The sequence below is a fragment of the Streptomyces sp. UF-297 genome, from assembly GCF_058245575.1.
In genome coordinates this window covers 1-22203 of the sequence record NZ_JBSIBZ010000039.1, presented here as the reverse complement: position 1 = coordinate 22203, position 22203 = coordinate 1, and the positions used below count along the sequence as shown (strand labels likewise).

17 protein-coding genes are annotated in these 22203 nt (G+C 70.7%); 11 read left to right on the top strand and 6 right to left on the bottom strand.

Features of this window, described 5'->3' with window-relative positions; genetic code table 11:
• Positions 1-99 precede the first annotated feature (99 nt).
• Positions 100-585, top strand: a complete 486-nt coding sequence (locus AC4IJH_RS22165) for an RrF2 family transcriptional regulator (RefSeq protein ID WP_490853554.1) — start codon at positions 100-102, stop codon at positions 583-585.
• 508 nt (positions 586-1093) lie between these two features.
• Here AC4IJH_RS22165 and AC4IJH_RS22160 read toward each other — a convergent pair.
• Complete coding sequence (locus AC4IJH_RS22160) at positions 1094-1339, bottom strand: hypothetical protein (RefSeq protein WP_490853553.1); 246 nt, start codon at positions 1337-1339, stop codon at positions 1094-1096.
• A gap of 92 nt (positions 1340-1431) precedes the next feature.
• Here AC4IJH_RS22160 and holA point away from each other — a divergent pair, with 92 nt between their 5' ends.
• On the top strand, positions 1432-2415 hold the full coding sequence (holA, locus tag AC4IJH_RS22155) for a DNA polymerase III subunit delta (RefSeq protein WP_490853552.1): 984 nt from the start codon (positions 1432-1434) through the stop codon (positions 2413-2415).
• 620 nt (positions 2416-3035) lie between these two features.
• Here holA and rpsT read toward each other — a convergent pair.
• Positions 3036-3302 (bottom strand): 30S ribosomal protein S20, encoded by a 267-nt coding sequence (gene rpsT / locus AC4IJH_RS22150; RefSeq protein WP_490853551.1) that lies wholly within the window; start codon positions 3300-3302, stop codon positions 3036-3038.
• A gap of 190 nt (positions 3303-3492) precedes the next feature.
• On the opposite strand from rpsT, the gene lepA reads away from it, so the two are divergent.
• The 5 genes from lepA (at position 3493) to AC4IJH_RS22125 (ending at position 9176) form a co-directional block, all read left to right on the top strand.
• Positions 3493-5361, top strand: coding sequence for a translation elongation factor 4 (lepA, locus tag AC4IJH_RS22145; RefSeq protein WP_490853550.1), 1869 nt, complete (start codon positions 3493-3495; stop codon positions 5359-5361).
• Between the two features lie 286 nt (positions 5362-5647).
• Positions 5648-5947, top strand: coding sequence for a hypothetical protein (locus tag AC4IJH_RS22140; protein ID WP_490853549.1), 300 nt, complete (start codon positions 5648-5650; stop codon positions 5945-5947).
• A gap of 260 nt (positions 5948-6207) precedes the next feature.
• Positions 6208-6585, top strand: a complete 378-nt coding sequence (locus AC4IJH_RS22135; RefSeq protein ID WP_490853548.1) for a hypothetical protein — start codon at positions 6208-6210, stop codon at positions 6583-6585.
• Positions 6586-6799: 214 nt separating this feature from the next.
• Positions 6800-7084, top strand: a complete 285-nt coding sequence (locus tag AC4IJH_RS22130) for a hypothetical protein (protein WP_490853547.1) — start codon at positions 6800-6802, stop codon at positions 7082-7084.
• Between the two features lie 202 nt (positions 7085-7286).
• Positions 7287-9176 (top strand): AMP-dependent synthetase/ligase, encoded by a 1890-nt coding sequence (locus AC4IJH_RS22125; protein WP_490853546.1) that lies wholly within the window; start codon positions 7287-7289, stop codon positions 9174-9176.
• A gap of 32 nt (positions 9177-9208) precedes the next feature.
• Here AC4IJH_RS22125 and AC4IJH_RS22120 read toward each other — a convergent pair whose 3' ends face one another.
• Entirely contained in the window at positions 9209-9799 is a 591-nt protein-coding gene (locus tag AC4IJH_RS22120; RefSeq protein ID WP_490853545.1) for a response regulator, read from the bottom strand.
• 21 nt (positions 9800-9820) lie between these two features.
• Complete coding sequence (locus tag AC4IJH_RS22115; RefSeq protein ID WP_490853597.1) at positions 9821-13918, bottom strand: HAMP domain-containing protein; 4098 nt, start codon at positions 13916-13918, stop codon at positions 9821-9823.
• Positions 13919-14265: 347 nt separating this feature from the next.
• Between AC4IJH_RS22115 and AC4IJH_RS22110 the strand changes: the two genes are divergently transcribed.
• Positions 14266-16467 (top strand): SpoIIE family protein phosphatase, encoded by a 2202-nt coding sequence (locus AC4IJH_RS22110; protein WP_490853544.1) that lies wholly within the window; start codon positions 14266-14268, stop codon positions 16465-16467.
• Positions 16468-16823: 356 nt separating this feature from the next.
• The gene (gene hemW / locus AC4IJH_RS22105) at positions 16824-18056 is read left to right on the top strand and encodes a radical SAM family heme chaperone HemW (RefSeq protein ID WP_490853543.1); all 1233 of its coding nucleotides are present in this window, start codon (positions 16824-16826) and stop codon (positions 18054-18056) included.
• An 8-nt stretch (positions 18057-18064) separates the two neighbouring features.
• Here the strand turns inward: hemW and AC4IJH_RS22100 are convergent, their stop codons facing one another.
• Both AC4IJH_RS22100 and AC4IJH_RS22095 read right to left on the bottom strand, forming a co-directional pair.
• Positions 18065-18889 (bottom strand): DUF3097 domain-containing protein, encoded by an 825-nt coding sequence (locus AC4IJH_RS22100; protein ID WP_490853542.1) that lies wholly within the window; start codon positions 18887-18889, stop codon positions 18065-18067.
• Between the two features lie 153 nt (positions 18890-19042).
• Positions 19043-19777, bottom strand: a complete 735-nt coding sequence (locus tag AC4IJH_RS22095) for an MBL fold metallo-hydrolase (protein WP_490853541.1) — start codon at positions 19775-19777, stop codon at positions 19043-19045.
• A 185-nt stretch (positions 19778-19962) separates the two neighbouring features.
• Between AC4IJH_RS22095 and hrcA the strand changes: the two genes are divergently transcribed.
• A complete protein-coding gene (hrcA, locus tag AC4IJH_RS22090; protein WP_490853540.1) occupies positions 19963-20979 on the top strand; it encodes a heat-inducible transcriptional repressor HrcA in 1017 nt (338 codons plus the stop codon).
• Positions 20980-22116, top strand: a complete 1137-nt coding sequence (gene dnaJ / locus AC4IJH_RS22085) for a molecular chaperone DnaJ (RefSeq protein ID WP_490853539.1) — start codon at positions 20980-20982, stop codon at positions 22114-22116.
• Positions 22117-22203 lie beyond the last annotated feature (87 nt).

Sequence of the window (22203 nt, the reverse complement as noted above, 5' to 3'; positions counted from 1 at the left end):
CGCTTCGGCGACCCGTCATCAGAGGTTCATCCGCTGTCCCCTTCGGGCGGCGGCGGCTGTCCCGGCCGACCATGAATCCGGACCAGTAGACTCCGGAATATGAGGATGAGCGAGGGTGTCGAATGGGGCCTGCACTGTTGTGTGACGCTGGCCTGGCTCGGTGACGAGAAGCCGGTGCCGACGGCGCGGCTGGCCGCCTCCTTCGAGCTGCCCCCGGCCTACCTCAACAAGCGGCTGCAGTCCCTCGTACGCGCCGGAATCCTCTCCTCCACTCCCGGCGTCCGGGGCGGTTTCCGGCTGGCCAGGCCCCCGGAGAAGATCACGCTCATGGACGTCGTCGCCGCCATCGAAGGCCCTGACGAGGCCTTCCGCTGCGCCGAGATCCGCCGCAAGGGAGCCGGCGCCGAGGCCCCGGAGCGCGAGTACCGCCACCCCTGCGGCATCTCCACCGCCATGCGCCGCGCCGAACTGGCCTGGCGCCGCGAACTGGCCGCCCAGACCGTGGCCGACATCGTCGCCCAGACCCCTCAGTCAGCCGTGACCCGCACCCGCCGCTGGTTCGCCAACACCCCAACCCCCACCTGACCTCCACCGCCCTGCGACCGACGTCCGCGCCGCGGTTGCCCAGCAGCCCTCGTCCGACAACCCCGCCAGCCGCCAGCCGCCAGCCCTTCTGCCGGTGCCCGCACCCGACGGGAGTTCGTCCTCCGGCCGGTCCACCGGCTTCCGCTGGTTTCCGGCCGGCATACGGCGCACCCGAATCAGGCCGAGCCCGGCCCGCTGCCTGCCCTTCGGCCCGTATCTGACCGGCTGCACGGCACCCGGCCCCGCAGACCGGCCCGACGCCTGCCCACCGGCCGCTGTACGCCTTCTCCGCCGTACGCCCCCTCCACCGCTGCACGTCCTCTCCGGCCGGTGTATCCCCGCTCCGACCGGCGCCTGGCCCACCGCACGGCACCGAACTGCACCGGCCCGGGACCGAACGGCACCAGCCCGGCACCGAACTGCACCGGCCCGGGACCGAACGGCACCAGCCCGGCACCGAACTGCACCGGCCCGGCACCGCGCCTGGCCCGCTGCCCGGCCGTGCCCGTTACTCGGCCTCCAGCCAGCCCTCGTGCTCCGCTGCCAGTTCGTCGAGTGCGGCGGGGTCCTGGGAGGCGGTGGGGTCTTCGAGGACGACCAGCCACTGGGCGTCCTCGGCGTCGTCCTCGCCGGCCAGGGCGTCGCGTACGAGCTGGGGTTCCTGTGTGACGCCGAAGCGTTCCGTCAGGGCCTCGGCGACCTCCTCTGCCGCGTCGCGGTCGGGCAGCACCAGTACATGTCGAACATCGCTCACGGCGCCATTGTCCGATACGCCTGTCACCGGTAACGGGTCCGGGCCCATGACCGGCGCCCCGCTGTCAGTGGGGCATGGGATGCTGGAGCGCGATGGCCAGGAAGACAGCAAACGACGACCCGCTCGCCCCCGTCACGATCGCCGTGGGGCAGGAGGACCTGCTCCTCGACCGTGCCGTGCAGCAGGTGACGGCGGCCGCCCGGGCCGCCGACGCGGACACCGATGTGCGGGACCTCACCCCCGACCAGCTCCAGCCCGGCACCCTCGCCGAGCTGACCAGCCCTTCGCTCTTCTCCGAGCGCAAGGTCGTGGTGGTCCGCAATGCGCAGGACCTGTCCGCGGACACGATCAAGGACGTCAAGAGCTATCTCGGCATGCCCGCCGAAGAGATCACGCTCGTCCTCCTGCACGCCGGCGGCGCCAAGGGCAAGGGCCTGCTGGACGCCGCCCGCAAGGCCGGTGCCCGTGAGGTCGCCTGCCCCAAGATGACCAAGCCCGCGGACCGCCTGGCCTTCGTCCGCGCCGAGTTCCGCTCCGTCGGCCGCTCGGCCACCCCGGAGGCCTGCCAGGCGCTCGTCGACTCCATCGGCAGCGATCTGCGCGAGCTGGCCTCGGCCTGCTCCCAGCTCGCCGCCGACATCGAGGGCACCATCGACGAGGCCGTGGTCGCCCGCTACTACACCGGCCGCGCCGAGGCCTCCAGCTTCACCGTCGCCGACCGCGCCGTGGAGGGCCGGGCCGCCGAGGCCCTGGAGGCGCTGCGCTGGGCCGTCTCGACCGGGGTCGCACCCGTCATGATCACCAGCGCGCTGGCCCAGGGCGTCCGCGCCATCGGCAAGCTGGCCTCCGCCCCGCGCGGCGCCCGCCCCGGTGATCTCGCTCGCGAGCTGGGCATGCCGCCCTGGAAGATCGACCGGGTACGGCAGCAGATGCGCGGCTGGTCGGCGGACGGCGTAGCGGTGGCGCTGCGCGCCGTCGCCGAGGCCGACGCCGGCGTCAAGGGCGGCGGCGACGACCCCGAGTACGCCCTGGAAAAGGCCGTGGTCACCATCGCCCGCGCGGCCCGCTCCCGCTGACCCGCCGCACACCCGGAACGGTACGGCCCCGCCGCCCGCCCCGAGCGCTACGTCCCGAGCAGTGCGCCCTGGACGGCACGCCCCGGCCGGAACCGCCGCGCCCCCACCCGTACGCCCGTGGCTTCCGCCCGTACGCCCGCGCTCCCGCCCGTACGCCCGCGTTCTCGGCCCGTACGCCCACGCCCTCGCCGATACGCCCACGAGCCCGCTTGCGCGGCTGAGCGCTCCGCTGGATGTGCGGTGAGTCGCCTGCGGGGGCGTCGTGGCCGGTCGCGCAGTTCCCCGCGCCCCTTTGGGACGCGGCCGAGCCGCACCGGGCTTCGACAAGGCCGCCCTACGAGCCGCGGCCGGGCCCCGTACCCCGCGCCCAGCCCCCACCCACCCCCCCCCACAACGCAAAAGACCCCGCAGCCCCCTGGGGAAGGGAAGCCGCGAGGCCTTCTGTTTCAAGCTGTTCGCGCGATTCGCGCTGTTCCGGCGTATTTCGGCCGGGGCGCCGCACCCGCGTGGCGAACGCAGGCCGCGTGCGGCGCTGTGACGCATGTCATGCGTGGTGCTGCACTGGTGGGGAGCGGTGAGAGGGTCCGCTGGGTCCCCGCCGGCAGCGGTGGATCGAAGGGTCAGCCCTTGAGGGCGAAGACCTTCTTGGCCAGCGCCGACTTCTTGTTGGCGGCGGCGTTCTTGTGGATGACACCCTTGCTGACGGCCTTGTCGAGCTTCTTGCCCGCAACCGCGAAGGCCTCGGTGGCCTTCTGCGCGTCGCCGGCCTCGATGGCCTCACGGGTACGACGGATCGAGGTCTTCAGAGCCGACTTGACAGCCTTGTTGCGCTGACGAGCCTTCTCGTTGGTCTTGATCCGCTTCATCTGGGACTTGATGTTCGCCACGAAAGAGCCTTTTCAGGTTCGTTGGATTTCGAGATGCGCCTCGTACAGAGAGGGCACGAAGCGCAGTGGACCAGGCTACCAGCAGGGTCTATGGCCTCCCAAACCGGACCGATGCCGCCGCTCGTGGGACCATGGGGGGAGACATACACAACCAAGTCCCGCCGACCCGCGTTCACTGAATGGACCCTGCGTGCCCGCGACCCCTACGAACGTGCCGGAGCCGAGCCGTACCGACCCGGCTCTCATCCGTAACTTCTGCATCATCGCGCACATCGACCACGGCAAGTCGACCCTCGCCGACCGGATGCTCCAGATCACCGGCGTCGTCGACCAGCGGCAGATGCGCGCGCAGTACCTCGACCGCATGGACATCGAGCGCGAGCGCGGCATCACGATCAAGTCCCAGGCGGTCCGACTGCCCTGGGCCCGTACGGACGAGGACGGTGGCCCGACCCACATCCTCAACATGATCGACACCCCTGGTCACGTCGACTTCACCTACGAGGTGTCCCGCTCGCTGGCCGCGTGCGAGGCCTGCATCCTCCTGGTGGACGCCGCCCAGGGCATCGAGGCCCAGACCCTCGCCAACCTCTACCTGGCGATGGAGAACGACCTCACGATCATCCCGGTCCTCAACAAGATCGATCTGCCGGCAGCCCAGCCCGAGAAGTTCGCCCTGGAGCTGGCGAACCTCGTGGGCTGTGACCCGTCCGACGTGCTGAGGGTCTCCGCCAAGACCGGCGTGGGCGTCCCCGAGCTGCTGGACAAGGTGGTCCGTGAGGTCCCGCCCCCGGTGGGCACGAAGGACGCCCCGGCCCGCGCGATGATCTTCGACTCGGTCTACGACTCCTACCGCGGCGTCGTGACGTACGTGAAGGTCGTCGACGGCACGCTCAGCAAGCGCGAGCGCATCAAGATGATGTCGACCGGCGCGGCCCACGAGCTGCTGGAGATCGGCACGAACTCCCCGGAGATGACGCCCGCCGACGGTCTCTCCGTCGGTGAGGTCGGCTACCTGATCACCGGTGTGAAGGACGTCCGCCAGTCCAAGGTGGGTGACACCATCACCCAGCTCAGCAAGGGCGCCACGGAGCCGCTGGGCGGCTACAAGGACCCCAAGCCCATGGTCTTCTCGGGCCTGTATCCGCTGGACGGCTCGGACTACCCCGAGCTGCGCGAGGCCCTGGACAAGCTCCAGCTCAACGACGCCGCCCTGGTGTACGAGCCGGAGACCTCCGCCGCGCTCGGCTTCGGCTTCCGCGTCGGCTTCCTGGGCCTGCTGCACCTGGAGGTCATCCGCGAGCGCCTGGAGCGCGAGTTCGGCCTCGACCTGATCGCCACCGCCCCCAACGTGATCTACCGCGTGATCATGGAGGACGGTACGGAGCACGAGGTCACCAACCCCAGCGAGTTCCCGGTCGGCAAGATCGACGAGGTGCACGAGCCGGTCGTACGGGCCACGATCCTGGCGCCCAGCGAGTTCATCGGCGCGATCATGGAGCTGTGCCAGACCCGCCGCGGCACCCTGCTCGGCATGGACTACCTCTCCGAGGACCGCGTCGAGATCCGCTACACCCTCCCGCTCGCGGAGGTCGTCTTCGACTTCTTCGACCAGCTCAAGTCCAAGACCCGCGGCTATGCCTCGCTGGACTACGAGCCCACCGGCGAGCAGATCTCCGACCTGGTCAAGGTCGACATCCTGCTGCACGGCGACAAGGTCGACGCGTTCTCCGCGATCACGCACAAGGACAAGGCGTACGCGTACGGCGTGCGCCTGGTGGCCAAGCTGCGCGAGCTGATCCCCCGGCAGGGCTTCGAGGTGCCGATCCAGGCCGCCATCGGCTCCCGGGTCATCGCCCGTGAGACCGTCCGCGCCATCCGCAAGGACGTCCTCGCCAAGTGCTACGGCGGCGACATCTCCCGTAAGCGCAAGCTGCTGGAGAAGCAGAAGGAAGGCAAGAAGCGGATGAAGATGGTCGGCAGCGTGGAGGTTCCGCAGGAGGCCTTCATCGCCGTGCTGTCCTCCGACTCCGACGGCGAGAGCAAGTCCAAGAAGTGACTTCGCCCGGGTGACTCCCGCCCGTAAAGGGCGAGTTGGGCCGCTGTGAGGGGCGTCCGTCCGTAAAGGGCGGGCGCCCCTCTTTCGGCTCCGAGAAGATCCGATGGACGGCAATCGTGCTGCGGCAAACAGGTGGTTGCCCAAGTAATCCGCATCTTTGCGGTTTCCCCGGGGCAGATGCCCGCGTTACGGGTGTCGGCAGCGGCGTTCCGAGCGGCCAGCAAGACGCTCGGGCGGCACGACGGTCGTGACCGCACACTGCGCCGCTTCGGAAAGGGATGCTGAAGTGAAGTACACCAAGGCTGCTGCGGTCGTTGCCGGTTGTGTCATGGCCCTGGGCGGCGCCGCCCCCGCGCTCGCCGCCGACGCCGACAACAAGCCGGGTGACGTGACTGCCACCGCCAAGGGCTCCGAGAAGAAGCTGCTGGACTCGGACACCAAGACCAAGCAGGACCTGAAGAACCCGTTCGGTAACATCGACGTCGTGGCGTGGCTCGGCTCCCTGGACAAGGTGGCCGACAAGCTGAAGACGAACAACGACACCAGCGCCAAGACCAAGGTCGGCAACAACACCCAGGTGCGATAACGGTTCGTTGCGCAACTCCCGCTCTCCCATTGCGGGTTGACTGCAGAGTGAAGGGCGCCCGTCCCTGTTCGGACGGGCGCCCTTCATCGTGCCCGGACGGCTTGTTGATATGAGAATTGCAATAGTCGTGCGGCATTCGGGTGGTCGGGAAAAAAGTGGAAAGTTGAGAGTTTCCGCAAGGGTGGTGTCCCCGTTACGAATGATGGCAGCGGCGTTCCGAGCGGCCAGCAAGACGCTCGGGCGGCACGACGGTCGTGACCGTGAAGAACGCCGCTACAGAAAGGGATGCTGAAGTGAAGTACACGAAGGCTGCTGCGGTTGTTGCCGGTTCCGTCATGGCCATGGGGGTCGCCTCGCCCGCCTTCGCCGACGACGTGGACAACGCCCCGCAGGCGGCGCAGGAGCAGGAGAAGCAGCTGCTCGACTCGGACACCAAGACCAAGCAGGACCTGAAGAACCCGCTTCACGACATCGACGTCAAGGCCGTCGTCGGCTCCTTGGACAAGGTTGCCGACAAGCTGAAGACGGACAACGCCACCAACGCCAAGACCAAGGTGGGCGACGCCGCCAAGGCTGCCGGCATGCCGGCTCCGGCGCAGATGATCGGTGGTCTCCCGGCCGGCGTGCCGATCGGCTGAAACACTTCGCCTCCCGCTGTGCCGTCTCATCGAGCGATGGCATAAGGGATTCGCGGGCCCGGCGTTCTGCGCCGGGCCCGCGTTGTGTTCTGAATATTAATTGCGTTCCGTGTTGCTCTCTTCGGGTGCTTTATTCGGCAGTGGAAAAACGGGGGATTGCGGCCATTGAATTCGGGATACCGGTCCTGTCGAGGCAAGAAGGAGGCAAAATCCAATGAACGCACACACTGCTCTTCGGTGGATCGGTACGGTGCTCGCGGCTTTCCTGCTCGTGGGCGGGGCGGCAGGAGCCGCCGCGGCTGACGGCGGTCCGCTGGTGAAGTCCAAGCAACAGGCGGGCGTCAACATCCTCGGCCTGCTGGACGCGGGCGCCAAGTCCGAGACCACGGGCCTTGGTTCCAAGGCGGACACCAAGGTCAGCACGGCCGGCGTCAACCTCGACACCGATGCTGACGTCGACATCGACCTCGTTGCCAGCGTCCTGGCCTCGCTTGGCTGATTCCGGCGCTTGTCCTACCCCGGGTCCGTGACGTCACAGGCGTCACGGACCCGACGCATGTACCGCGCACCTACCGCACTGGTCACATCCCTGAACCGGTCCGTCCCAGCCTCTTACATGGCGGCCCGACGCGTTCTAGTCTGATCACTGCTTGAAGGTTACTCGCGAGTCACCAGCAAAGAAGCGGGCCCCGGAGGATGCCGTGACGGACACCCAGACCTTGCTCGAGAACCGGCCACCTTCGGTGGCGACCCTCTTCCTGGAGCGCGTCGCGGCGACCCCCGATACCGAGGCCTTCCGCTATCCGGTGCCGCCCGCTTCCGGCCAGGGGCCCGACGACTGGAAGTCGCTGACCTGGGCGCAGTCCGCACGGCGGGTGTACGCGATCGCGGCGGGGCTGATCGATCTGGGGCTGCGGCCCGAGGAGCGGGTGGCGCTGGCCTGCAACACCCGTATCGAGTGGCTGCTCGCCGACCTCGGCGTGATGTGCGCGGGCGCGGCCACCACGACCGTCTACCCCAGCACCAACGCCGAGGAGACGGCGTACATCCTCGCCGACTCCGAGAGCCGGGTGCTGGTCGCGGAGGACGCGGCCCAGCTGGCCAAGGCGCGGGAGAAGCGCTCCGCTCTGCCTGAGCTGGCGCATGTCATCGTCATCGAGGAGGCGGACGCCAAGGAGGCGGAGGGCGACCCGGAGGGCTGGGTGCTCTCGCTCGCCGAGCTGGAGCGGCGCGGTGCGGCGCGGCTGGAGAAGAACCCCGACTGCGTCGAGGAGCGCGTCAAGTCGCTGCGCGCCGAGCAGTTGGCGACGCTGATCTACACCTCGGGCACCACCGGGCAGCCCAAGGGCGTACGGCTCGCGCACGACAGCTGGTCCTACATGGCGCGGGCCATCGAGGCGACCGGGCTGGTCTTCGAGTCCGATGTGCAGTACCTGTGGCTGCCGCTGGCGCATGTCTTCGGGAAGGTGCTGACCACGGGGCAGATCGCGCTGGGGCACGTCATCGCGGTGGACGGGCGGGTCGACAAGATCATCGAGAATCTGCCGGCCGTGCAGCCCACGTACATGGCGGCCGTGCCGCGGATCTTCGAGAAGGTCTACAACGGCGTCGCGTCCAAGGCGCGCGCGGGCGGGCCCGCCAAGTACAAGATCTTCCAGTGGGCGGCCGGTGTCGCGCGCGAGTACGCCAAGGTCTCGCAGGACAACTTCCGCCGTACGGGCAACGCTTCGGTGCCCTTCGCCCTCGGCGCCAAGCACAAGGTCGCCGACGCGCTGGTGTTCGCCAAGCTCAGAGCGGCCTTCGGCGGGAAGCTGCGCGCCGCGGTGTCCGGATCGGCGGCGCTGGCGCCCGAGATCGGGTACTTCTTCGCCGGCGCCGGGATCCACATCCTGGAGGGCTACGGGCTCACCGAGTCCAGCGCGGCGAGCTTTGTGAACCCGGGCGAGGCCTACCGTACGGGCACGGTCGGCAAGCCGCTGCCGGGCACGGAGGTGCGGATCGCCGAGGACGGCGAGGTCCTGCTGCGCAGCCCCGGCATCATGCAGGGCTACCACGGGCTGCCGGAGAAGACCGCCGAAGTGCTGGAGGCGGACGGCTGGTTCCACACCGGGGACATCGGCGAGCTGTCGGCGGACGGCTATCTGCGCATCACCGACCGCAAGAAGGACCTGATCAAGACCTCGGGCGGGAAGTACATCGCGCCCGCCGAGGTCGAGGGCCGCTTCAAGGCGGTCTGCCCCTTCATCTCCAACGTGCTGGTGCACGGCGCCAACCGGAACTTCTGCACCGCGCTGATCGCCCTCGACGAGCCGACGATCATGGCATGGGCCAAGGACCACGGGCTGGAGGGCAAGAGCTACGCCGAGGTCGTGGGCTCCGAGGCGGTGCGCGAGCTGATGGACGGCTATGTGGAGCGGGTCAACGAGGGGCTGCAGCGCTGGCAGCAGATCCGTAAGTTCCGGGTGCTGCCGCGCGACCTGGACATCGAGCACGGCGAGGTGACGCCCAGCCTCAAGGTGAAGCGGCCGGTGGTGGAGCGGGCCTTCAAGGATCTGCTGGAGGAGATGTACCAGGGCGCGCGGGAGGCCTAGCGCGCGGCGCCGCGCTGCGGCCGCCGGTAGGGCTACCGGTGGCCGCAGCGCAGTGCTCGGACCGTCTCCTCCATCCGGTTGACGCTGTCGCGCAGTTCCCTGACGGCCGGATCGGGGCTGCCGGCGAAGAGGTTCTCGATCTCGCCGATACGATCCGCCAACTCTCCGATTCTTTCCCGGTCCTGGGCCAGGAGGCGGCTGAGCTGGCGGTTCTTGCGGTGCAGGTCGAGGAAGACATTGACCTTGGCGCGCAGCACCCAGGGGTCGAAGGGCTTGGTCAGATAGTCGGCGGCGCCGGTGGAATAGCCGCGGAAGGCGAAGCCGGAGTCGCTGTCGGTGCCGGTCAGGAAAATGATCGGGATGTCTTTGGTCTGGTCGAGACGTTTGATGTTGGTGGCGGTCTCGAAGCCGTCCATGCCGGGCATGAGGATGTCCAGCAGGACCACCGCGAAGTCCTGGCGCAGCAGCGCCTTCATCGCCTCCTCACCGGAGCGGGCACGGACGAGTGGCTCGCCGAGCGAGACCAGGACGGCTTCGAGAGCGGCGAGGTTGTCCTCCATGTCGTCGACGAGCAGGATGCCTGCCTGGCCCTCGGCGGTTGTCGTGCCGCTTGGTGGAGTCATGATGAGCCTTGAGCCTTGCCTCTAGGAGGTTGCTTCGGGATCGATGACGGCGGGGCCGATCTGTGGGGCGATCGTTCCGCAGCCGGGGGGGTCGTGGTCGCCGTCGGGGGACGGAGGCGCGGCGCTGTGCCGGGACAGCAGATCCACGGTCACGGTCAGCAGGCGATCCACGTCCACGGGCTTGGGGACGTACTCGTTGGCTCCGCTCTCCAGGGACTTCTCGCGGTCGCCGGGCATGGCTTTCGCGGTCAGCACGATGACGGGCAGGTCGGCGAAGCGGGGGGTGCGGCGGATGGCGCGGATGGTTTCGTAGCCGTCCATCTCCGGCATCATCACGTCCATCAGGACGAGCCTGATGCCGGGGTTCTTGCCGAGCATCTCGATGCCCTCCCGGCCGTGTTCGGCGTAGATGACGCGCATGCCGACCCGGCTCAGGACGTTGGTGAGGGCGAAGACGTTGCGGATGTCGTCGTCCACGACCAGGACCTCGCAGCCGGCGAGCAGTGAGCCGGCCGGTCCCGCCACCCAGTCCTCCAGGCGGGTGGTGGTCGGCCAGGCCGGTTCGTCGCGGGGCATGGGAGGGCTGGTACGGGGCTGGTGGCGGCCCGCCTGCGAGGGGTGCCCCGGTTTGTCGGGCAGGGGGAGGTACTGGGTGGAGGCGGGCAGCAGGCCGGGGTCGGGGACGGAGTCGGGCACATCGGCGAAGCCGGGGCACTCGACGGGGACGTACAGGGTGAAGATGCTGCCGACGCCCGGCTCGCTGCTGGCGGTGATCCTGCCGCCCAGCAGCCCGGCGATCTCCCGGCTGATGGACAGGCCCAGGCCCGTGCCGCCGTATTTGCGGTTGGTCGTGCCGTCCGCCTGCTGGAACGCCTCGAAGATGACGGGGAGTTTCTCCGGGGCGATGCCGATGCCGGTGTCGGTGACGGTGAAGGCGATGGAGTTGTCGGGGGCGCGGTCCACCCGCAGGTCGATCTTGCCGGCCGAGGTGAACTTGACGGCGTTGGTCAGCAGGTTGCGCAGCACCTGCTGCAGGCGCTGTTCGTCGGAGAAGAGCTCTTTGGGTACGCCCTCGCTCACCGAGACCTCGAAGGCCAGTCCGCGGTCCAGGGTCATGGGGCGGAAGGTGTCGTGGACGTAGTTGAGCAGCTTGATCAGCGGCAGGCGCTTGGGGCGTACGTCCATCCGGCCTGCCTCGATCTTGGACAGGTCGAGGATGTCGTTGATCAGCTGGAGGAGGTCCGAGCCCGAGCGGTGGATGGTCGCCGCGAACTGCACCTCCTGCTCGGTGAGATGGGCGTCGGGGTTGTCGGCGAGCAGCCGGGCCAGGATGAGCAGGGAGTTGAGCGGGTTGCGCAGCTCGTGCGACATATTGGCCAGGAACTCGGACTTGTACTGCGAGGAGCTGGCCAGCAGCGCCGCCTTCTCCTCCAGCTCGGCGTTGGAGCGCTGCAGCTCGGCCTGCCGGCGCTGGAGCTCGTCCGTGCGCTCCTGGAGCTGGCGGGCCAGCCGCTGGGACTCGCCGAGCAGGGATTCCGTACGGGAGTTGGCGACGATGGTGTTGATGGCGACGCCGATGGTGTTCACGAACTGGTCGAAGAAGGCCAGGTGGACATCGGAGAAGCGGGAGAAGGACGCCAGCTCGATCACGCCGAGGGTCTGGTCCTCGAACAGGACCGGGATGATCACTACGGTGGCCGGAGTGGCCTCGCCCAGACCGGAGTTGACCTTGATGTAGTCGGGCGGGGCGTCCTCGACCAGGATGCGCTTCTTCTCCAGGGCGGCCTGGCGCACCAGACCGTGGCCCACCGAGCCCGGTGTGTCGATGCTGGTGTCCTGCGCGGAGCCGTAGCCCGCGATGAACGCCAGATGCAGACCGCTGGGGTCGGTCGGGTCGGTGACGTCGGTGACGTTGGTGTCGGCCAGGAAGAAGGCGCCGTACTGGGCGTTGACCAGCGGGGTCAGCTCGCGCAGGATCAGATCGGCGACCTCCACCAGGTCGCGGTGGCCCTGCATCAGACCCGCCAGGCGGGCCAGGTTGGACTCCAGCCAGTCCTTGGCGCGGGTGGTCTCGCGGAGGTTGGACACCATCAGGTTGATGTTGTCCTTCAGCTCGGCGACCTCGCCCTGGGTCTCTACGGTGACGTTACGGGTCATGTCGCCGGCGGCCACCGCGGAGGCGACCTCGGCGATGGCGCGGACCTGGGTGGTGAGGTTGGAGGCGAGCTCGTTCACGTTCGTCGTCAGGCGCTTCCAGGTGCCGTAGACGCCCTCGACCCGGGCCTGGCCGCCCAACTGCCCCTCGCTGCCCACCTCGCGGGCCACCCGGGTCACCTCCGAGGCGAAGGAGGAGAGGGTGTCGACCATGGTGTTCAGGGTGGTCTTCAGCTCCAGGATCTCGCCGCGGGCGTCCACGTCGATCTTCTTGGAGAGGTCTCCCTTGGCGACCGCGGTGGCCACCAGGGCGATGTTGCGGACCTGGGTGGTGAGGTTGGAGGCCATGAAGTTGACGTTGTCGGTGAGGTCCTTCCAGACGCCGGAGGCGCCGCGGACCTGGGCCCGGCCGCCGAGGTTGCCTTCGGTGCCGACCTCGCGGGCGACGCGGGTGACCTCGTCGGCGAACGCGCGCAGCTGCTCCACCATGGAGTTGACGGTGTCCTTCAGCTCCAGGATCTCGCCGCGCGCATCGACCGTGATCTTCTTGGAGAGGTCGCCGTCGGCCACGGCCGTGGTGACCTGGGCGATGTTGCGGACCTGGGAGGTGAGGTTGGAGGCCATGAAGTTGACGTTGTCGGTGAGGTCCTTCCAGACACCGGAGGCGCCGCGGACCTGGGCCTGACCGCCGAGGTTGCCTTCGGTGCCGACCTCGCGGGCGACGCGGGTGACTTCGTCGGCGAAGGCGGAGAGCTGGTCGACCATCGTGTTGATCGTCGACTTCACCTCCAGGATCTCGCCCTTGGCCTCGACCGTGATCTTCTTCCCGAGGTCGCCCTCCGCCACGGCCGTCGCCACCAGGGCGATGTTGCGCACCTGGGAGGTGAGGTTGTCGGCCATGAAGTTGACGTTGTCGGTCAGGTCCTTCCAGACGCCCGACACGCCGCGCACATGCGCCCGGCCGCCGAGCCGGCCCTCCGTGCCGACCTCGCGGGCGACGCGGGTGACTTCGTCGGCGAAGGCGGAGAGCTGGTCGACCATCGTGTTGACGGTCAGCTTCAGCTGGAGGATCTCGCCGCGCGCATCGACGGTGATCTTCTGGCTCAGATCGCCGTTGGCCACCGCGGTGGTGACCTGGGCGATGTTGCGGACCTGGGAGGTGAGGTTGGAGGCCATGAAGTTGACGTTGTCGGTCAGGTCCTTCCACACCCCCGACACGCCGCGGACCTGGGCGCGGCCGCCCAACTGGCCTTCGGTGCCGACCTCGCGGGCGACGCGGGTGACTTCGTCGGCGAAGGCGGAGAGCTGGTCGACCATGGTGTTGACGGTCATCTTCAGCTCCAGCAGCTCGCCCGCCGCCTCGACCGTGACCTGACGCGTCAGATCGCCGCGCGCCACCGCGGTGGTCACCAGGGCGATGTCGCGCACCTGGGCCGTCAGGCGGGCCGCCATGGTGTTGACGGCTTCGGTCACATCGCGCCAACTCCCCGACAGGCCCGCCACCTTGGCGCGGCCGCCGAGGCGGCCTTCCGTGCCGGACTCGCGGGCGACGCGGGTGACCTCGCCGGTGAACAGGGAGAGCTGGTCGACCATCCTGTTGACCGCGCGGCCCAGCCGGCGGCGGTCGCCGCGCAGCGGGCGGTTGCCGTCGTGCAGATCCACCCGCTGGGACAGGTCGCCGCCCGCGACCGCGTCCAGCACCTGGGTGGCCTGGGACGCCGGGATGACCAGGGCGTCGATGATGGTGTTGGTGGCCTGGACGGAGGTCGCCCAGGTGCCGGAGCCCGGGCTCGCCGACATCCGCTCGTCCAGCCGGCCCTGGCGTACGACCTCGCTGCGCAGCCGCAGCAGTTCGTTGGACAGGTGCTGGTTACGGGCCGCGATGTCGTTGAAGGCAACGGCCAGTTCGGCCAGTACGCCCTCGTGGGCCACGGGGAGGCGGGTGCGGAAGTCGCCCGCCGACATGGTGGTCAGGGCCGTCACGAGGGGGCGCAGATCGGCCGCGCGGACATACTCCGCGCCCGCGCCGGAGCGGGGCGCCTTCTCCCCTGCGGCCCGCCGGGGAGCCGCACGGGCGGTGCGACGGGGGTTCTCCTTGGAGCCGCGCCTGTCCGGGGGAGTTTTCTCCCCCGGATCCCCCGGAACGCGGGGCCCTGCCGAATCGACCGCCATGGCTGTCCACTTCAGTAACTCGGTGCTTATACGCGCGCTCAGTCTGTCACTCTGGCGGTGGCGTGTTTGGCGCTATTGCGGAACTGCTCGGGAGTTGCTCAATGAGGACGCCAACTTCATCAAAAAGGGACGTCGTGCGGATGCGGGCGGCGGACCGCTCCGAGGGCGTCCGCCCTGGTGCCGAGGCCCGCGGGGCCGGCGGCGAGGGCGTCGGGCCGGGCGCTGCGGCGCCCGTCGGCGTGGCTGCCGCCGGGGTCACGGGTGGTGACAGAGGGGCCGTAGGGGCAGGCGAGTGTGCTGATACGGGATGTGCGCAGGAGCACGCGCGGTGCCACCGGGGCAGCCTGCCGGGCAACCCGCGCGCCGCTGCCGCCGCACGGCAGTTCGTACGCGCCGCCCTCGCCGACTGGACCGCCCAGGCGCTGCCGGGAGCCGAGGGCATCACCGACCGGCTCGCCGACGAAGCGGTGCTGCTGGTCAGCGAGTTGGTCACCAACGCGGTGGTGCACGCGGGAACGACCGTGGAACTGCTGTGCCGGCTGGACCCGTGCGGCGCGGAGGCGCACGGGTCCGGCAGCGGCGCGGCGGGCGCGGCCCTGGGGGCGGCGGCCTCCCCGTGCCGGGCCGCGGTCGTGGTGGAGGTCTCCGACCACCACCCGGCGCGCGCCGTGCGCGGGCGCCAGCAGACCTCGCCGTCCGACAGCGGCGGCCACGGCCTGCAACTGGTCAACGCGGTCGCCGAGTCCTGGGGCATCACCTACCGGCGCGCCCTGAAGACCGTCTGGTTCCGGCTGCTCACCGGCGATCCGGGGGAGGGCTACGGGCCGTCCCCTGACCTCTCGCACGGCGACGTGGCCCTCCAACGGGGGCTGCGAGCAGCGGAGTTGCTGGCCCCCGCGCCCCAGCGGTCCGGGCTGCGCCGGGCCGAACCGGACTGGATCCACCACGGCGCGCTCTCCTTCCTGGCCGAGGCCTCCGACCTGCTGGCCGGACAGCTGGACGTCGACCAGATCGCCTCGCTCGCCGCCCAGCTGGTCGTACCCCGGCTGGCCGACTGGTGCGCGGTGTGGGTGCACGACGGCGGTACGGGAGGCGGCGGCGCGGGCCCGGCTCCCGACGACGGCTACGGCGCCCACGGTTCCCTGCGGGCCGACGGCGAGGACGAGGTGCCGCGGCTGGCCCGCGTCTGGCACTCCAGCGAGGCGCGGATCGACGCCCTGCGCATGGTCCTGGAGAAGGACCCGCCCCTCGCGGCGGGGTACGGCGGCCCGCGCGGGACCGCGGGGAGCGCGGTCCCCTGGCTGTGGCCCGGCGAAGGCACCGGGTGCGGGCCGGTCGGCGCGGCGCTGGCCTGCCCCCTGGTGGCGGGCGGCCGCAGGTACGGCACGCTGCTGCTGGGGCGGGCCGGGCTGATGCGCTTCCCCGACGAGGTCGTCGGCCTCATCGAGGACCTGGCCCGCCGGGCGGGCCGCGCCATCGCGGCGGCCCGCGCCTACGGCAGGCAGGCGCGGATCAGCCAGGTCCTCCAGCGCAGGCTGCTGCCGCGCGGGCGGGCGCCGGTGCCCGGGGTGGAGTCGGCGGTGGTCTACGAGCCGCGCGAGGGCGCCTGGGCGGGCGGCGACTTCTGGGACCTGTTCGACGCCGGCGGCGGGCGCTGGTGCTTCGCCCTCGGCGATGTGTGCGGCAGCGGACCCGAGGCGGCCGCGGTGACCGGCCTGGCCCGGCCCGTACTGCGCATGCTGGCGCGCGACGGCTTCGGTGTGGACGAGGTCCTGGACCGGCTCAACAAGACCGTCGCGCGGGAGGCCGCCGACTCCGTCATCGCGGTGACGGCGGCGGTCGCGGCCGCCGGGGGAGTGAGCGGCGGGCCCGTCGACGGCCTCCCCGCGGCCGAGGGGCTCCTGGAGGAGGGCGAGCAGGGGCGCTTCCTGTCGCTCCTGTACGGCGAGATCGTGCCGAACCCCGAAGAGGCGGGCGGCGCGCGCTGCACCCTCGCCAGCGCCGGGCACCCGCTGCCGCTGGTGCTGGGCGCGGACGGCACGGTACGGGTCGTGGCGGACCCGCAGATGCTGCTGGGGGTGCTGGAGGAGTCCGCGTACGTCTCCCAGTCCTTCGACCTGGCCCCGGGCGAGACGCTGCTGTGCGTCACCGACGGGGTGACCGAGCGGCGCTCGGGCCCGCGGCTCTTCGACGACGAGGACGGCCTGGCGGCGGCGCTGGCGCAGTGCGCGGGGCTGGGGGCAGACGGGGTCGCGGGCCGGATCCGCGAGGCGGTGCACGCCTTCGGGCCGACGCCGCCGGATGACGATCTGGCGCTGCTGGTGCTGCATGCGCTCCGCTAGGGCCCGTCGTCACAGTCCCGCCTGCCTGGCGACGCCTGGCACGCACGCTCGCCGCGTTGCCGGGCTCGCCCCGGTACCAGTACCGGGGCGCCCCTCCGCCTTGCGAGAGCGCTCGGCATCCGTAGAACGACGCAAAGAGCCGAGAGGCAGCTCGCGAAGCGAGCGGAGTGCGCCAGACGCCGCCAGGCCCGCCCTCCGGGCGAACGACGGGACGTTGACGACAGGCCCTGAGGCCTGTCGGCTGCGGGCCGGTTGTGGCTGGGCGCGCCCACGTGGCGGAGCCGCGTATCGGCACGGCCCCGCGCCCTTGAACGGGGCACGGAAGGGGCCGCGGCTTTATGGCGGACAATGGGGGAATGCCTTCCGCACTGCCCGATGGTGAGCCCATGCCCGACGACGGGGTGCTGCCCCGCCGTGCCCTGGACGGGGCCACTGAGCGTCCCCTCGGGTTCTATCTGCACGTCCCGTACTGCGCCACCCGCTGCGGCTACTGCGACTTCAACACCTACACCGCCGGTGAGCTGCGCGGCTCCGGCGGCGCGCTGGCCTCGCGCGACAACTACGCCGCCACGCTCGTCGAGGAGGTGCGCCTGGCGCGCAAGGTCCTGGGCGAGGACCCGCGGTCCGTCGAGACGGTCTTCGTCGGAGGCGGTACGCCCACCCTGCTGCCCGCGGCGGACCTGGTCCGGATGCTGGCCGCGATCCGGGACGAGTTCGGCCTCGCGCCGGACGCGGAGATCACCACCGAGGCCAACCCGGAGTCGGTGGACCCGCGCTACCTCGAAGAGCTGCGGGCGGGCGGCTTCGACCGGGTCTCCTTCGGTATGCAGAGCGCCCGGCAGCACGTCCTGAAGATCCTTGACCGCACGCACACGCCAGGGCGGCCCGAGGCCTGTGTCGCCGAGGCGCGCGCGGCCGGCTTCGACCACGTCAACCTCGATCTGATCTACGGAACCCCCGGTGAGAGCGACGACGACTGGCGGGCCTCGCTGGACGCGGCGATCGCGGCGGGCCCCGACCACGTCTCGGCCTACGCGCTGATCGTGGAGGAGGGCACCCAGCTCGCGCGCCGCATCCGGCGCGGCGAGGTCCCGATGACGGACGACGATGTGCACGCCGACCGCTACCTGATCGCCGAGGAGCGGCTGACCGCGGCCGGTTTCTCCTGGTACGAGGTCTCCAACTGGGCGACCTCCAAGGCCGGCCGCTGCCGCCACAACGAGCTGTACTGGACCGGCGCCGACTGGTGGGGCGCCGGGCCCGGCGCGCACAGCCACGTGGGCGGGGTGCGCTGGTGGAACGTCAAGCACCCGGGGGCGTACGCCCAGGCGCTCCAGGACGGGCGCTCGCCGGGCGCGGGCCGCGAGGTGCTCGCCGAGGAGGACCGCCGCGTCGAGCGCATCCTGCTCGAACTGCGCCTCGCGGACGGCTGCCCGCTGTCCCTCCTGGCGCCGCAGGGCGCGCGGGCGGCGGCGCGCGCCCTGTCCGACGGCCTGCTGGAGCCCGCCCCCTACGAGGCGGGCCGGGCCGTGCTGACGCTGCGCGGGCGGCTGCTGGCCGACGCGGTGGTCCGGGACCTGGTGGACTGACCCCGGCGCTACTCGGGCGGCGCCGTGACGAAGTCGATCAACTCCTCGACGCGGCCCAGGAGTTGCGGCTCCAGGTCCTTGTAGGAGCGGACCGAGGAGAGGATGTGCTGCCAGGCGGCGCCGGTGTTCTCCGGCCAGCCCAGGGCGCGGCACACCCCGGTCTTCCAGTCCTGGCCGCGCGGCACGGACGGCCAGGCGGCGATGCCCACCGAGGACGGCTTCACCGCTTCCCAGACGTCGATGTAGGGGTGCCCGACGACCAGGGTGTGGGCGTCGGTGACCTGCGCCGCGATCCGGGACTCCTTGGAGCCGGGGACGAGGTGGTCCACCAGGACGCCCAGCCGCGCGTCGGGGCCGGGGGAGAAGTCCGCGACGATGGCGGGCAGGTCGTCGATGCCTTCCAGGTATTCGACGACCACGCCCTCGATGCGCAGGTCGTCGCCCCAGACGCGTTCGACCAGCTCCGCGTCGTGGCGCCCCTCGACGTAGATGCGGCCGGCCCTGGCCACCCGGGCGCGGGCGCCGGGCACGGCCAGCGACCCGGAGGCGGTACGGGCCGGGCCGCGGGCGGCGGGCCGCGCCCGGGGCCGTACGAGGGTGACGACCTGGCCCTCCAGGAGGAAACCGCGCGGCGTCATGGGGAAGACGCGGTGCTTGCCGAAGCGGTCCTCCAGGGTGACCGTCGGCCCCTCCGCCGTCTTCTCGCAGCGGATCACGGCGCCGCAGAAGCCGGTGGTGAGCTCCTCGACGACCAGATCGGGGTCGGCCGGGACCTCGGGCGCGGGGCGCTGCTTCTTCCAGGGAGGGGTGAGGTCGTAGCGCTTGCTCTGCATGGCGGCTGCTGCCTTGATCTGTGCGGGGTTCTGCGCGGGCGGGACCGCAGGGACGGTGGCCGGTCCGTACGGGTGGGGGCAGGGCCGTACGGAGACCGGCCGGGCCGTACGGACGACGCTGGGACCGTACGGACGATAAGGAAGAGACGCAGGTCAGGAAGGCGACACGCCGAAGCGGCGGGCCAGCTGGTCGCGCTGGTCACGGACGAATCGGGCATCTACCACCGCGCCGTGGCCCGGGACGTAGAGCGCGTTTTCGCCGCCGAGGGCGAGCAGGCGGTCCAGGGCGGCGGGCCACTGGGTGGGGATGGCGTCCGAACCGGCCTGGGGCGTACCGGACTCCTCGACGAGGTCGCCGCAGAAGACGATCTCGGGGGAGCCGTGCCCGCCGGGGACCAGCACCGCCAGGTCGTGCGCGGTGTGGCCGGGGCCGACGTTGGCCAGCAGCACCTGGCGGTCGCCCAGGTCCAGGGTGCGCTCGCCGGAGACCAGGTGGTGGGGGCGTACGAGGAGGTCGGCGGCCTCCGCCGCGGCGTCCGCGTCGACGCCGTGGTGCACCGCGGCCGCGCGCAGCTCGTCTTTGCCGTGCAGCAGGAGGTCGTCCACGCCCGCGGCGCCGAAGACCTCCACGCCCGCGAAGGCTGCGGTGCCCAGTACATGGTCGAAGTGGGGGTGCGTCAGCGCGATATGCGTCACTTCCCGGCCCAGGATGTCGCGCGCCTGGCAGCGCAGCTCGGCGCCGTCGCGCAGCGTGGCGCCGGTGTCGACGAGCAGGACGCCCGCCGAGCCCGCGACCACGCCGATCGTCTCGTCCCAGCCCGGCATGCGGCGGCGGCCCACGCCCGCACCGAGACGTTCCCAGCCGGCCTCTTCCCAAGTCGTGTGCATACCGAGACGCTAGCCGTGTCGCGATAGCGTTGCCCGCCGGATCGGCGGTTACGTGACGGCCGCCCTTGCCCTGCTTGTGCGACCCGGCCGTACACTGGCTCAGGGCTTGGCACTCGGACATGGTGAGTGCCAAAGACGGCCCAGGAAGAACGACCCGGAGAACGGCCGGACTGGAGGTGTGCGCGATGCTCAGTGAACGCAGGCTTGAAGTGCTGCGCGCCATCGTCCAGGACTATGTCGGGACGGAGGAGCCGGTCGGGTCCAAGGCCCTGACCGAGCGGCATCGCCTCGGTGTCTCACCCGCCACGGTCCGTAACGACATGGCGGCGCTGGAGGACGAGGGCTTCATCGCCCAGCCTCATACGAGCGCCGGGCGCATCCCGACCGACAAGGGCTACCGCCTGTTCGTCGACAAGCTGGCGGGCGTCAAACCCCTGTCGTCGCCGGAGCGGCGGGCCATCCAGAATTTCCTGGACGGCGCGGTCGACCTCGACGATGTGGTGGGGCGCACGGTCCGGCTGCTGGCGCAGCTGACCCGGCAGGTCGCGGTGGTGCAGTACCCGTCGTTGACGCGGTCCACCGTGCGGCACGTGGAGCTCTTGTCGCTGGCCCCGGCCCGGCTGATGCTCGTACTGATCACGGACACCGGGCGGGTCGAGCAGCGCATGATCGACTGCCCGGCGCCGTTCGGCGAGAGTTCGCTGGCGGACCTGCGGGCGCGGCTCAACAGCCGTGTCGTGGGGCGGCGGTTCACGGACGTGCCGCAGCTGGTGCAGGACCTGCCCGACTCCTTCGAGCAGGAGGACCGCGGCACGGTCTCGACAGTGCTGTCGGTCTTGCTGGAGACTTTGGTGGAGGAGACCGAGGAGCGGCTGATGATCGGCGGTACCGCCAATCTCACGCGCTTCGGGCACGACTTCCCGCTGACCATCCGGCCGGTGCTGGAAGCGCTGGAAGAGCAGGTGGTGCTCCTCAAGCTGCTCGGGGAGGCCAAGGACTCGGGCATGACCGTACGCATCGGGCACGAGAACGCTCACGAGGGCCTGACTTCCACATCGGTCGTCGCGGTCGGCTACGGTTCGGGCGACGAGGCAGTCGCCAAACTCGGCGTGGTCGGACCGACCCGCATGGACTACCCCGGAACGATGGGAGCGGTACGCGCAGTGGCACGTTACGTCGGACAGATCCTGGCGGAGTCGTAAGTGGCCACGGATTACTACGCGGTCCTGGGCGTTCGCCGCGATGCCTCGCAGGACGAGATCAAGAAGGCTTTCCGGCGGCTGGCGCGCGAGCTGCACCCGGACGTGAATCCGGATCCGAAGACCCAGGAGCGGTTCAAGGAGATCAACGCCGCTTACGAGGTGCTGTCGGACCCGCAGAAGAAGCAGGTCTACGACCTCGGCGGGGACCCGCTCTCGCAGTCCGGCGGCGCCGGTGGCGCGGGCGGCTTCGGCGCGGGCTTCGGCAACTTCTCCGACATCATGGACGCGTTCTTCGGTACGGCGTCGCAGCGCGGGCCCCGCTCGCGTACGCGCCGCGGCCAGGACGCCATGATCCGGCTGGACGTGGAGCTGGACGAGGCCGCCTTCGGCACGACCAAGGACATCCAGGTCGACACCGCCGTGGTGTGCACGACCTGCAGCGGTGAGGGCGCCGCGCCCGGTACGTCCGCGCAGACCTGTGACATGTGCCGCGGCCGCGGTGAGGTCTCGCAGGTGACGCGGTCCTTCCTGGGCCAGGTCATGACCTCGCGCCCGTGCCCGCAGTGCCAGGGCTTCGGGACCGTGGTCCCCACCCCGTGCCCGGAGTGCGCGGGCGACGGCCGGGTGCGCTCCCGCCGTACGCTCACGGTCAAGATCCCGGCCGGTGTCGACAACGGGACGCGCATCCAGCTCGCCGGTGAGGGCGAGGTCGGCCCGGGCGGTGGCCCGGCGGGCGACCTCTACGTCGAGATCCACGAGCTGCCGCACCCGGTCTTCCAGCGGCGCGGCGACGACCTGCACTGCACGGTCACCATCCCGATGACGGCGGCGGCGCTGGGCACGAAGTGCCCGCTGGAGACGCTGGACGGGCTGGAGGAGGTCGACATCCGGCCCGGCACCCAGTCGGGGCAGTCCATTCCGCTGCACCAGCGCGGTGTCACACATCTGCGCGGCGGCGGGCGCGGCGACCTGATCGTGCACGTCGAGGTGCAGACGCCCTCGAAGCTGGACCCGGAGCAGGAGGAGCTGCTGCGGAGGCTGGCGAAGCTGCGCGGTGAGGAGCGGCCCACCGGGCAGTTCCAGCCCGGGCAGCAGGGGCTGTTCTCCCGGCTGAAGGACGCTTTCAACGGGCGGTGAGGTCCAGGGGGCGACGACGGCCCGCGGCCACGCGGCCCCCGACAGCACACCGGCTTGATCACGCGCGGGGGGGGGGGGGGGGGGGGG

Excerpts from the sequence above, each read along its gene's own strand:
- AC4IJH_RS22110 (WP_490853544.1), top strand. The coding sequence starts at position 14,266 with ATGCGGGCGGCGGACCGCTCCGAGGGCGTCCGCCCTGGTGCCGAGGCC.
- AC4IJH_RS22100 (WP_490853542.1), bottom strand. The coding sequence starts at position 18,889 with ATGCAGAGCAAGCGCTACGACCTCACCCCTCCCTGGAAGAAGCAGCGC.
- hrcA (WP_490853540.1), top strand. The coding sequence starts at position 19,963 with ATGCTCAGTGAACGCAGGCTTGAAGTGCTGCGCGCCATCGTCCAGGAC.
- AC4IJH_RS22095 (WP_490853541.1), bottom strand. The coding sequence starts at position 19,777 with ATGCACACGACTTGGGAAGAGGCCGGCTGGGAACGTCTCGGTGCGGGC.
- holA (WP_490853552.1), top strand. The coding sequence starts at position 1,432 with ATGGCCAGGAAGACAGCAAACGACGACCCGCTCGCCCCCGTCACGATC.
- AC4IJH_RS22120 (WP_490853545.1), bottom strand. The coding sequence starts at position 9,799 with ATGACTCCACCAAGCGGCACGACAACCGCCGAGGGCCAGGCAGGCATC.
- AC4IJH_RS22165 (WP_490853554.1), top strand. The coding sequence starts at position 100 with ATGAGGATGAGCGAGGGTGTCGAATGGGGCCTGCACTGTTGTGTGACG.
- hemW (WP_490853543.1), top strand. The coding sequence starts at position 16,824 with ATGCCTTCCGCACTGCCCGATGGTGAGCCCATGCCCGACGACGGGGTG.
- AC4IJH_RS22130 (WP_490853547.1), top strand. The coding sequence starts at position 6,800 with ATGAACGCACACACTGCTCTTCGGTGGATCGGTACGGTGCTCGCGGCT.
- AC4IJH_RS22115 (WP_490853597.1), bottom strand. The coding sequence starts at position 13,918 with ATGTCGGCGGGCGACTTCCGCACCCGCCTCCCCGTGGCCCACGAGGGC.